The 12,228-nt window shown below is 30.0% G+C and carries 10 protein-coding genes, 1 tRNA gene and 1 rRNA gene; 10 read left to right on the plus strand and 2 right to left on the minus strand.

Features of this window, described 5'->3' with window-relative positions:
• The first annotated feature begins 290 nt into the window (after positions 1–290).
• Positions 291–407 (plus strand): 5S ribosomal RNA (gene rrf, locus CLCOS_RS17645).
• Positions 408–412: 5 nt separating this feature from the next.
• A tRNA-Lys gene (locus CLCOS_RS17650) sits at positions 413–488 on the plus strand.
• Between the two features lie 62 nt (positions 489–550).
• Here CLCOS_RS17650 and CLCOS_RS17655 read toward each other — a convergent pair.
• Positions 551–1,045, minus strand: coding sequence for an HD domain-containing protein (locus CLCOS_RS17655; protein WP_063602601.1), 495 nt, complete (start codon positions 1,043–1,045; stop codon positions 551–553).
• Between the two features lie 118 nt (positions 1,046–1,163).
• Between CLCOS_RS17655 and CLCOS_RS17660 the strand changes: the two genes are divergently transcribed.
• From CLCOS_RS17660 to CLCOS_RS17690, 7 genes are all read left to right on the plus strand, one after another.
• A complete protein-coding gene (locus CLCOS_RS17660; protein ID WP_013236803.1) occupies positions 1,164–1,856 on the plus strand; it encodes a response regulator transcription factor in 693 nt (230 codons plus the stop codon).
• Positions 1,829–3,112: a sensor histidine kinase gene (locus tag CLCOS_RS17665; RefSeq protein WP_013236804.1), complete on the plus strand. Its 1,284-nt coding sequence runs from the start codon at positions 1,829–1,831 to the stop codon at positions 3,110–3,112. The genes CLCOS_RS17660 and CLCOS_RS17665 overlap by 28 nt, the downstream gene beginning before the upstream one ends.
• Positions 3,113–3,186: 74 nt before the next feature.
• Positions 3,187–3,861: an ABC transporter ATP-binding protein gene (locus CLCOS_RS17670; protein ID WP_013236805.1), complete on the plus strand. Its 675-nt coding sequence runs from the start codon at positions 3,187–3,189 to the stop codon at positions 3,859–3,861.
• A gap of 2 nt (positions 3,862–3,863) precedes the next feature.
• Positions 3,864–6,245 carry an ABC transporter permease gene (locus CLCOS_RS17675; protein WP_063602602.1) on the plus strand — a complete coding sequence of 794 codons (2,382 nt, stop codon included), beginning with the start codon at positions 3,864–3,866 and terminating at the stop codon, positions 6,243–6,245.
• 288 nt (positions 6,246–6,533) lie between these two features.
• A complete protein-coding gene (locus tag CLCOS_RS17680; RefSeq protein WP_013236807.1) occupies positions 6,534–7,565 on the plus strand; it encodes a M20/M25/M40 family metallo-hydrolase in 1,032 nt (343 codons plus the stop codon).
• Entirely contained in the window at positions 7,556–8,581 is a 1,026-nt protein-coding gene (locus tag CLCOS_RS17685; RefSeq protein WP_063602603.1) for a M42 family metallopeptidase, read from the plus strand. The genes CLCOS_RS17680 and CLCOS_RS17685 overlap by 10 nt, the downstream gene beginning before the upstream one ends.
• Before the next feature lie 144 nt (positions 8,582–8,725).
• Entirely contained in the window at positions 8,726–9,685 is a 960-nt protein-coding gene (locus CLCOS_RS17690) for a hydrolase (protein WP_013236809.1), read from the plus strand.
• Between the two features lie 115 nt (positions 9,686–9,800).
• Here CLCOS_RS17690 and CLCOS_RS17695 read toward each other — a convergent pair whose 3' ends face one another.
• Complete coding sequence (locus CLCOS_RS17695; RefSeq protein ID WP_063602604.1) at positions 9,801–10,397, minus strand: uracil-DNA glycosylase; 597 nt, start codon at positions 10,395–10,397, stop codon at positions 9,801–9,803.
• A gap of 194 nt (positions 10,398–10,591) precedes the next feature.
• On the opposite strand from CLCOS_RS17695, the gene CLCOS_RS17700 reads away from it, so the two are divergent.
• Complete coding sequence (locus CLCOS_RS17700) at positions 10,592–11,737, plus strand: pyridoxal-phosphate-dependent aminotransferase family protein (RefSeq protein WP_063602605.1); 1,146 nt, start codon at positions 10,592–10,594, stop codon at positions 11,735–11,737.
• Positions 11,738–12,228: the final 491 nt, after the last annotated feature.

Genomic DNA, 12,228 nt, shown 5'->3' on the forward strand with positions numbered 1-12,228 from the left:
GAACACGAGGAGATAGGTCAGAGGTGTAAGCAGGGCAACCTGTTAAGCTGACTGATACTAATAGGTCGAGGGCTTGACCAAATAAAAACGAAAGAAAAAAAGTTTACTGTGCAATTTTGAGAGGACAGAGTAATTTGAACTCTTAAAAGTTAATATATATGAAAATTGATAGAAGCGAGCACATTGAGAAAAGGCTTGAATGAGGAGTAGAGTTTACTTGTGTAAATGAGCACCGCAATGAAAGACTTGACGAAGATATGAGAAGCTTATAGCAATTTTCGTCAATAAAATCTGGTGGTAATGACGTGAAGGTAACACCCCTTTCCATACCGAACAGGAAGGTTAAGCTTCAGGGTGCCGATGGTACTGCAGGGGAGGCCCTGTGGGAGAATAGGTCGCTGCCAGGTAATATGGTTCACTAGCTCAGTTGGTAGAGCACATGACTTTTAATCATGTTGTCCGGGGTTCGATTCCCCGGTGAGCCACCAAAAGAAGTACTTGAATGTACTTCTTTTTTTATGTGGAAAAAAGCCATAGAATATGGCTTTAGTTATTTAATGTAGATTGAATTAAGCAGTTCTTTTCCCGTAGAAGTTTTAAAATATTTATTTTTCATGTATTCTATATCAGATATTTTAATATTATCTTCATATGCGTTTACTAAAAAGTCGCTTTCAATCAATATCTGTAAATCTATTTTATCAATTTTATTGTAACTATGATGATTACCTATTAAAAAGCATATTCTTTCAATTGCTGTATCATCTAGATCTATTTCTTTAAGCAGTTCTTTAGCTACGGGAGGCCCTTCAATTTCTTGATAATTTCCAGCTGAACTATTATATTTCCTTTCGCTTTCTTTAATCCCTATATCATGAAGTATGGAAGCTAATTCAAGTATAAGCATTTCATTATCATTTAATCCTTCTAATTGACCTATAGTTTTGCTAAAACCATGTACTTTTAAAGCATGATTTATTCTTTTTATATCATTTCCAAAATAAAGTATCATTTTTTTAGTAACGTAACTTGCTAAATCTGACATGAGTGCCTCCTTATGTTTAAATTATAGTATTAGTATATCGAATTTGTACTAGTATATCAATTTTACTGTGATAAAATATTTATATATTTATTAATTGAAAAGTAGAGGATTAGGTGTAATGAAAAGTATTTTATTGGTAGAAGATGATAAATCATTAAATAGGGGAATTAGCTTTAAATTAAGTAAAGAAGGATATAAGGTTTTTTCATCAAGAACTATTGAAGAAGCAAAAATAATATTAGCAGAAAATAGCGTTGACCTTATGATCCTTGATGTAGGCTTGCCCGATGGGAATGGATTTGATTTATGTGGGGAAGTTAGGAAAAAAAATGACTTACTTATTATATTCTTAACGGCCTGTGATCAAGAAATTGATATTGTAACAGGACTTGATATGGGAGCAGACGATTATATAGCCAAGCCATTTAGTCTTATGGTATTAATGTCTAAGATAAATGCTCTACTTCGAAGAAATTCTAATAAAAATCAAAGCAAAAAAATCGTATCCGGAGATATAGTTTTTTCTATAACGGATATGAAAGTGTTAAAAAACGAAGAGGAATTATTTCTAAGTAAGACTGAAATAAAACTTTTAAAGTATTTAATGGATAATGCAGGACAAATCATAACCAAAGATCAGCTTTTAAATAAATTATGGGACATAGATAACACATTTGTAGATGACAATACTATAGCGGTAAATATAAGAAGACTTAGAGAAAAAATAGAGGATAATCCTTCAAAGCCTAAATATATAAAGAATGTTAGGGGAATGGGGTATATATGGATAGAAGGATGTGTAAAGATATGATTGAATATTTAAAAGAAAATCCCTTATTGAAGAAAGTATTTAATATAATGATTATTACTATATTAAGTATTTCCGTGATAACTTGTTTTGTAAATTACTATATAACTGAACAAGTGTATAAACAAAATATAAATTCTACACTTCAATTAGTTGGAACACTTACAAGATTAAATCCTGAAAATGAAACTGAAATTGTAAAAACTGTGCTGTTTAAAAAATATGATGCTAAAAATTTGGAATATGGAAAAAGTATTGCTAAAAAATATGGTTATGGTGATGAAGTTACAGCATGGAATGATGATGCATTTAATAAAAATGTATATAATATGATAAAAATTAATTTTATATTGTTTATAGTAATCTTAATTGAATCAATGTTGATTTTCAGAAGCTGCAGTTTATATGTTATGAAAAGGCTTGAGTATATATTAAATAGTGTTGATGAGGCAGTAAATGGAAAACTCTTGACGGATATGAATAGCTTTAATGAAGGAATTTTGTCTAAGATATATTCTAAAATGTGTGATTTAAGCAGAATACTTAATTTAAATATCGAAAAATTGTATAGGGAAAAAGAAAATATAAAGTATCTTGTTACAGATATTTCACATCAAATAAAAACTCCGATATCCTCAATTAAACTCTTTAATTCAATTTTAATAGAAGATGAAAGTATAAGTAAAAATGAAAAAAGAGAATTTTTAAATACAATAAAAGAAGAAGTTTTAAAACTTGAGTGGCTTACAGGTTCCCTTATAAAGTTGTCCAGGCTTGAAGCTGGTATGATTGAGCTAAAAAAAGAAAAAAGGTCTATAAAGTATACAATACATAAAGCTATAGAAGGAGTTTATTCAAAAGTTCTGCAAAAAAATATAGAGATAAATGTTGAAAATGTATATGAATTTTCTATTTTCCATGATGTGAGATGGACTAAAGAAGCAATAGTTAATGTACTGGAAAATGCCATAAAGTATACAGATAGTAATGGGAAAATAAATGTAAGTATGACTGATATGAATTTTTTTATAAGAATTGATATAGAAGATACTGGTATAGGAATACCAGGTGAGGACTTCAACAAGATATTTAAACGATTTTTTAGAGGAAATTGTAAAATAGTTCAAGAATCTGAAGGTTCTGGTATAGGATTATATCTTACAAGAAAGATACTAGAAGAGCAAGGTGGAAGTATAATGGTTGATTCAAAGCTAGGGGAAGGAAGTAAATTCAGCCTTTTCTTACAAAAATGTAAGTGATATTGAAAGTGAATTGTAATATTAACATGTTATCCTCTAAGTATAATAATTAAATATTGAAGAGAGGTAATGTTATGAAGGTATTGGAAGTAAAATCTCTAAAAAAATATTATGGGAAAGATGAGAATTTAGTTAAAGCAGTCGATAATGTAAGTTTTTTTGTAGATGAAGGGGAGTTTGTTGTAATAATTGGTACATCAGGTTCAGGTAAGAGTACACTGCTTCACATGGTTGGAGGTCTTGATAAACCAACATCAGGGGAAGTTTATATTGTAGGACAGAATATATTTTCAATGAAGGATGATAAGCTTGCCATATTTAGAAGAAGAAATATAGGTTTTGTTTTTCAAGCATATAATCTTATACCTGTCTTAAATGTGTGGGAAAACATAACACTCCCAATAGGACTTGATGGTAAAGAGGTAGATGAAAGTTATGTTAAAGAACTTATGGAAACTTTGAATATATATAATAAGAAAAATTCACTGCCAAATGCCCTGTCAGGTGGGCAGCAGCAGAGAACGGCTATATGTAGAGCTCTTGCAGCTAAACCTTCTATAATACTTGCAGATGAACCTACAGGAAATCTTGATTCCAAGACAGCGCAAGAAGTTATGGCGCTCTTGAAGATGTCAGTAAAAAAATATCATCAAACTCTAATTATGATAACTCATGATGATAAAATTGCACAGATGGGTGATAGAGTGATTAGAATTGAAGACGGAAAAATAGTGCAAGGGAGGGAGTAAGTATGAATTATATATCCAATCTTGCCAAGAAGAATTTAAAGTTTTCTAAAACAAAGAATATACTGATCATACTCACTATAGCGTTAGCTACTTGTCTTATAACTGCATCAGGAATAATGTTTTACAGCATACAAAGTTCTATAATAAATTCAGCTGAAGAACAAATGGGAAATTATCATGGAGTGTATATTAATGTAAATAATAAACAAATTGAAATGTTAGAAAACAATAGAAAAATTGAAAAGGTAGGTGAATGCATTCCATTTAAAACTATAAAAAATAAAGATTTAAGTGATTCTCAAATGGAGTTATTTTATACAGATTATGCAGGGGCAGATATGACGAATGTGAAATTAAAACAAGGAAACTTGCCTCAAAAATCAAATGAAATAGCACTAGAATCATGGGTACTTGATAAATTGAAGGTAAAATCTAAAATAGGAGAAAACATTCATATTAAAGATGAAAACAATAAAAGTATGGATTTTATTTTAAGTGGAATATTAAGCGATGATAAAATACGTAAGCAGCAAAATAATGTCATAGGTGTAGTATCAAAAAAACTTGTAACTCAAAATTTATATAAAATAAAAACGGCATGTTATGTAAGGGTTAAAAATCATAGAAATATTATGAGCACTGTTTTTGATATTGGACATAGTATTCGTTTAAAAGATGAAAATATAAAGACAAATTCGCTGTATATAAGTGCAGTAGGAGGAGATCCATCATTACTAATATCATTTCTTGTTATAGCTTTAATTATAGTAATTGCAACTATGGTGGTTATCTATAATATATTTTATGTATCTGTTATTGAAAGAATAAAACAATTTGGTCTTCTTTCTGCAATTGGTGCAACTAAAAAGCAAATTAGAAAAGTTATATTTAAAGAAGGATTTACTTTATCAATTATAGCAATTCCAATAGGGATTATATTTGCACATGTAATATATTATATAGTAAGGCAACTACTAATATCAAAGTACTCCATAGAAATAAAATCTTCACCATATATTATAATTATTTCGGCACTAATAAGTTTATTAGCAGTTGTAATTTCCCTTAGAAAACCAGAAAAGCTTTCTTCGAGAATATCTCCAGTAGAATCAATGAGATACAGCGGTGTAGAAATAAATTCAAAGAAAAAAGAAAGAAATTCAATTAAGAAAATATCTATATCTAAAATTGCACATTTAAATCTTTGGAGAAATAAAAAGAGAACAATTATGACTATGATTTCTCTTACCATGAGCGGCATTTTATTTATTGTAATTTGTACTGTACTTAAAAGTATGAATATATATAATCTCACAAAACAAGATTTTAAACACGAATTTTCATTAACAAGCACAGAAACAGAGGGTAATCCTTTAAATGATGAGATAATAAATAATATAAAAAATATTAAAGGGGTTAAAAATGTCAGTACTGAAAAATATACCGGGAATATATCTGTAAACAATTTAAGCTATGGACTATATGGATATGATGATTATCTTTTAGGTAAATTTAAAAAATATTTAATAGCGGGAAAAATATCTTCTGAGGAATTAAAAAGTAAAGATGAAGTTTTAGTTGCAACTAATTATGATAAAAATGATAACAGAATTTGCAAATATAAAGTTGGAGATAAAATAAATTTATCAATTGCAGTAGATAAAAATGGGAAACAAACAGAAAGTATAAAAAAACAATTTACTGTGGCAGGTATAGTTAGTAAGAACATAGGAAGCTTTGGCTGGAAAATAGATGGATATGACCTTATAACCCACGAAGATGTGTTTACAAGAGGAGAATTTAAGGACAAGTTAGTTAGTGCAAATGACAACAAAATGGCAGGAGTATATATAGATATTGACAGCAGCAAGTTTGAATCTATAAAAAGCAAAATTAAATCAATTTCACAAAAAGACAATAGGATATTCTATGATTCAAATACAGATTACAAAAAGGAACTTGAAAGTCAGTATATGGGAATGCAAATTATTGCAATGAGCTTTATTGGTATTATAGCCCTTATTGGAATTTTAAATCTTATAAATACCATGATTACAAGTATACTTACTAGAAAAAAAGAGTACGGAATGCTTCAGGCTGTTGGGCTTTCAGATAGAGAGCTTCGTAAGATGCTTCAAATTGAAGGAATATATTATTCTCTTGGAAGCTCTTTAATGTCTATAATTTTTGGAGCATCTTTGGGATACCTGTGTTTTAAATTGTTTAAAAGGTCCGGAGCAGATTATGCAGAATATAAATTACCACTAGGTTCAATTTTGGTATTGATTTTAGCGTTTGCTATAATAACAATACTCATAACATATTTAATTGAAAATAAATTAAAAAAGGAATCAATTGTAGATAGAATAAGATATAGTGAATAAAATTAAGTTTTCACCTAGAAATTTTACGTAAAGTTTCTAAGTGAAAACTTTTATTTATCCGATGGCTACCTGCTCTAATACACCCACTTTTCCAAGTGAGAGTAAAGAGCAGGTACATCCCTGGATAACGATTTCTAAGCATCAGGTGGAGTCAAAACTCCATCTGATGTCAAGAACTCTGTTTATATGTATGCTATAATTGGATTATGATAGGTTATAAAGTTAGATGCAGAATATATGATAACTAATGTGTAATTAAATTATCAATGTATTTGATTGGAGGTAAAAATGGAGGACTTAGATTTATTCAAAGAAATATGTGAAACTCATGCACCAAGTGGCAGAGAAGATTGGCTGTATTCTATTATAGAAGATAATTTTAACCAATTTGGAGATATAACTATAAGTAAGCTTAATAATATGTATATACATAAAGAAGGAAAAACTTCTAGAAAATTAATGATAATGTCTCATGCAGATGAAATTTTTTTAATGGTAAAAGAAATAACAAAAGAAGGTTTTATAAAATTTAAAGGATTAGGAATAGATGCCAAAAGCCTTGTTGCTCAAGAAGTTATCATTCATGGAAAAGAAAATGTATCTGGAGTTGTGGCGTTAAAATATGATTATAGTGATAAACAAAAAAGTAAAGTTAGTATGGAAAACCTATATATAGAAACTGGTTTTTGCACAGAAAAATTAAGAAGTTTAATTAAGGTAGGAGATTATATTACTTTAGATAGAAAAATGGTAGGGCTTTTAAATGACAATGTAAGTTGTAAGTCAATAGATAACAGAGCTAGTATTTTTGCCATGTACGTTTGTGCGGAAGAACTTAAAAATGTAAATCCAGATTTAAATGTTTACTTTGTGTGTTCATGTCAGGAGGAAGTAGGACATAGAGGAGCCAAAATGGCAAGTTACGAAGTTAAACCTGATATAGGTATAGCACTTGATGTTACTTTTGATGGTGGAACTTTAGGGGATAGCGATAGGGAAAATAAGCTGGGAGCAGGGCCAGTTATATGTATAGGTCCTAATATACATACTAAAATTAAAAATAGGATAATACAAACTGCAGATAAATATAGCATTCCATACCAAATTGAAGTTGAGCCGGGAAACACTGGAACTGATGCTTGGGATATTCAAACTGCAGAAGGGGGAATACCTACACTTCTTATATCTATTCCTATAAAGTATATGCATACTTCTGTAGAAGTGGTAAATTTGAAAGATATCAAAAACACAGGAAGACTTTTGGCTAGGTTTATTCAAGAGTTAAAAGAGGATGAATTGGAGGGATTATTTTGCTTTTAGAAAAGCTATCTAACTGTATAGGACCTTCTGGTTACGAAGAAGAAATTAGAAATGTAATAAAAGAGGAGTTGTACACTTTTACTGATAATGTAACTGTAGACAGAATGGGAAACGTTATAGTCCATAGTGATAATAATGATAATTCTTCACCTAAAATAATGATAGCTTCTCATATGGATGAGAGAGGTCTTATAATTACAGCTTATAATGATGATGGGACTCTAAAGTTTTCAACTTTAGGTAAAATGGAAAAAGGAGCATTGCCTTGTAAAACTGTTTTAATTGGAAACAAAAAAGTACATGGTGTTATAGGCATAAAACCAATACATCTTCAGAATAAAAGTGAAAGGGATAGAAATATATCTTATGATGATATGTGTATAGATATTGGAGCCTCAAGTAAAGATGAGTGTAGGAAAACTGTTTCACTTGGAGATTTTGTAGTATTTGACAATAGTTTTTCTAATTTTGGAGACAATTTGGTAAAAGGCAAGGCTTTAGATAATAGAATAGGATGTTCTATACTTTTAGAATTATTGAAGGAAAAATATGAGTGTAATTTATATGGAGTGTTTTATGTCCAGGGAAATATAGATAAAAGAGGAATTTATACTGCAGCTTACAATGTTAAGCCTGATATAATGATAGATTTAGATACTATAAATAGTACTGATGGTGAAGGCGTACCGGAATATTTAAAAACAAATGAACTTACAGGAGGACCCGTTATACCTTTTAATATGGAAGAGTCTATATTTAATAGAGACATTGTAAAGTCTATTAGAAATAAGGCAGATAATATGGGAATTGCTTATAAAAAGAGCATAAGTACTAAGGATACAAGTAAACTTAAACCAGTCCGTTTACCTATTAATAACTGCAAGACAGCAGCGGTATTAATACCATGCAAACATATGGATTATAATATTTCAATGTGCAGCTTGATGGATTATGAAAGTACTTTAACTTTGGTAAAAAGTTATTTGTCAGATTTATCCGATAACTACCTGCTCTAATACTCACACTTCTCCAAGTGTGAGTAAAGAGCAGCTACGTCTCTGGATAACGATTTCTAAGCATCAGGTGGAGTTAAAACTCCATCTGATGCCAAGAACTCTGTTTATAGATGATAATTTAAAATATTGAGGGGTGAAATTTTTATGGATAAACTTCTAATAAAATTAATCAATTCTTTTGGAGTTAGTGGTAAAGAAGATGAAGTGAGGGAAGTAATAAAGGAACGTTTAAATGAAATTAATCAAGATATGTATGAAGATGATATAGGTAATGTAATAGTAAAATTAGGTTCTGGTGAAACTAAAATAATGCTGTGTACTCATATGGATTCTGTAGGATTTATAGTAAACCATATAGACGATGATGGCATGATAAGGGTGGACAACATAGGAAATTTTAAAAAGGAAGATATATCCCATAGTTTTATAAGGTTTGATAATGGAACCTTAGGAAAAATATATACTTCTCACGAAGGCGAATTTGTAGATATAGGCGTGAATGAAAGGGAAGATGCTTTAAAAAAGGTAAATGAAGGTGATATGGCATCCCTTGTAGGACCGTATTTAAGTGTAGGTGACAACAATGTTATAAGCCCACTTTTACATAATAAGGTAGGATGTTATATACTTTTAAAGCTTATAGAATATGTAAAAGTAGAAAATGCAGAGCTTGATTTTGTATTTGCATCACAAGGTGAAATAGGAGGAATAGGTGCTAGAATTGCTGCAAATAATATAAACCCTGATTATTGTATAATAGTTGGTACTGAAAATGCCACAAATGCGGAGGAAAGAAAAAACAACATAAATATAGATGAAGGACCAGTAATTAAAATTATGGATAGTTCACTTATAATGCATAAAGATATAAAAGAGATGTTAGAAAATTGTGCTAAGAGATCAGAAATAAATTTACAATACAGCATAAGTACAGGTAAATCTGAAGGGGAATTAGTGCATAAAGAGAGAATTGGAATAAGAACCGGAGAAATTGCAGTACCATGTAGATACAAGTATTCCACATCTGAAATGGTATCAATAAATGATATAGAAGATACTATAAAATTATTAAAGCAACTGGAAAACTTTAAAGAAATAATATAATAAAAAGAATCTATCTTATAAAGATACGCCATTTATAAAAATAGCTTCTATGATAAATCATCATAGAAGCTATTTTTATAGAGTTTTTACAATATATAATTAGTAAAAGGGAACCTTAAATACTATTTAGAGTGTTCTTTAATTTTTTCCAGTCATTTTCATACATAAGTTTGAAAGAATCATTTCTATTATAAGTTAATGCAGATGGATGATACATAGGGAATATATCCTTTTTCAAATCTTCATTAAAATAGATTTTACCGTGGCATTCACCTATAGAGTTAAATTTAGTAAATCTTTTTAAAGGAGTATTTCCTAAAGTTACAATTATTTTAGGATTAACTAGCTCAATTTCTCTATTTAGTATATCTTTAAATAGTTCAATTTCAGAAGTTTTAGGAGGCCTGTTACTTATAGTTTTTCTCCCATTTTTCCCTTGATTTATTTTTATTGGTCTTAAAAAGCAAGTGTTAGTTATTCTAATATTCTCTCTTTGTAAACCTATGGAGTTTAGATAACTTCCAAAGGTCTTTCCTGCCATTCCCACGAAAGGTTTACCTTGTTCTACCTCAGTTTTGCCCGGAGCTTCACCTATGAATAATATATTACAAGGAATAGGTCCATCACCAAAAATGTATCCGCCAGTAGGCGTTGCATCATATCCATCACATATTTTTTTAATTTTTTCTATAAGCTCTTCTTTAGCATTCATAAAAGAAGTCCCTCCTTTAAACTATCAACGTCAATTATATTTTAGCATATAAAGAGCTTTTAAATGCATTTTCAATTAAGTATAGGTTAAATTATTTATATAATGCGTGTATGTTCAAAATTGTATGCATACATTTTGAAAAGCATAGTGTGGATGATATAATTCTAACTAAAATTGTTTAAGAGGTGATTTTTATGGAAGCTCCATATATAATGACGCCTGGCCCTACAGAAGTTAGAGATAATGTTAGGTTTGCCAGAAGTGAAAGATGTACAAATCCCGACTTAGATATTCAATTTTATGATTTTTATAAAGAAACCTGTGAAGACATAGCTAAATTTTTAAATACTAAAAATCAGGTTAGAATATTAAGCGGGGAAGGAATACTTGGTCTTGAAGCAGCTTGTGCTTCTCTTACAGAAGAAGGAGACAGAGTACTTGTAATTGATAATGGCATATACGGTGAAGGGTTTGCTGATTTTGTAAAACTTTATGACGGAGAAGTAGTGTTTTTTAAAGGAAATAGAAAAAGGGAAATAGATGTGGATGAACTGAAGAAATTTTTAGATAAAGATAGTAAGTTTAAGTATGCTACAGTTGTCCATTGCGATACCCCTTCAGGAATGTTAAATAACATATCAAAAATATGTCCTATGCTTAAAGAAAAAGGAATATTAACTGTAGTAGATAGTGTATCTGCTATGGGAGGAGAAAAGTTAGAAGTAGATAATTGGAATATAGATATAGTGGTAGGTGGATCACAAAAGTGTATTTCTGCACCTCCAGGACTTACAATACTAAGTATAAGTCAAGATGCCTTTGAAGTTATGAGAAATAGGAAAAAACCAATAAGGTCTTTTTATTGTAATTTGCTAGCCTGGGAAAATTACTATGAGAAAAAGTGGTTTCCATATACGCCTCCTATAAGTGATATAGTTGGACTTAAAGTAGCGGTGGATAATATTTTAAAAGATAAAGATATTTTGAAAAGACATAGGGAAATAGGTAAAAGTGTTAGGATAGCAGTTAAAGAGGCAGGATTAAGCCTTTATAATGAAAATGGATATTCAAATACAGTTACAGCTATTGAAGTCCCAGAAGGAATAGATGAATCTAAGCTTAGAAAATATATGGTAGATAATTTCAATGTTTTAATAGCAGGATCTTTTGGATATTTACAAGGGAGAGTAGTAAGAATAGGACATATGGGTGAAAATGCAAAAAAAGATATGGTGAGTTATACTTTATATGCTTTGCAAAAATCTCTAGAAAACTTTCAATTTTACTGTCAGTGTGATATGGCTAATTGCTTTTTAAAGAATGCTGAAAGCCTTGAATAATAAAAAATGATAATTTTATCTGGTGGCTCCTATCTTGTTTAGGTGGGAGCATTAGATAGGCTACATATTTGGATAATGTACTCTAAGTTCTAAAAAGTTAGGAAGGCTGTTAATAATCATTAGGTGTCTGATACCGAGAGTTCTGGTTATTTTGTTATCCGATGACTACCTGCTCTAATACTCCCACTTCTCCAAGTGGGAGTAAAGAGCAGCTACGTCCCTGGATAACGATTTCTAAGCATCAGGTGGAGTCAAAACTCCATCTGACGCAAAGAACTCTGTTTATATTAAAAAAACAACATAACCTAGTGTGTCAGTATAAGAATACTTAAGGAATAAGTATTATAGTGTATGTATTATAAGGTAATTTTATATAATGGTGATATTTTTGAATTATGCATATACGTAATGTGTTAGAATAGCAACTGTCGTCATCAAGCGAAGATATTAATTTGAGAATATCAATTGTAATGTCTCGTGCAATTCTTTAT

The organism is Clostridium coskatii (genome assembly GCF_001675205.1).
GTDB classification, from domain to species: domain Bacteria; phylum Bacillota; class Clostridia; order Clostridiales; family Clostridiaceae; genus Clostridium_B; species Clostridium_B ljungdahlii.

Coding starts and splice junctions, on each gene's coding strand:
- CLCOS_RS17660 (WP_013236803.1), top strand. CDS start 1,164: ATGAAAAGTATTTTATTGGTAGAAGATGATAAATCATTAAATAGGGGA.
- CLCOS_RS17700 (WP_063602605.1), top strand. CDS start 10,592: ATGGAAGCTCCATATATAATGACGCCTGGCCCTACAGAAGTTAGAGAT.
- CLCOS_RS17675 (WP_063602602.1), top strand. CDS start 3,864: ATGAATTATATATCCAATCTTGCCAAGAAGAATTTAAAGTTTTCTAAA.
- CLCOS_RS17670 (WP_013236805.1), top strand. CDS start 3,187: ATGAAGGTATTGGAAGTAAAATCTCTAAAAAAATATTATGGGAAAGAT.
- CLCOS_RS17690 (WP_013236809.1), top strand. CDS start 8,726: ATGGATAAACTTCTAATAAAATTAATCAATTCTTTTGGAGTTAGTGGT.
- CLCOS_RS17665 (WP_013236804.1), top strand. CDS start 1,829: ATGGATAGAAGGATGTGTAAAGATATGATTGAATATTTAAAAGAAAAT.
- CLCOS_RS17680 (WP_013236807.1), top strand. CDS start 6,534: ATGGAGGACTTAGATTTATTCAAAGAAATATGTGAAACTCATGCACCA.
- CLCOS_RS17655 (WP_063602601.1), bottom strand. CDS start 1,045: ATGTCAGATTTAGCAAGTTACGTTACTAAAAAAATGATACTTTATTTT.
- CLCOS_RS17695 (WP_063602604.1), bottom strand. CDS start 10,397: ATGAATGCTAAAGAAGAGCTTATAGAAAAAATTAAAAAAATATGTGAT.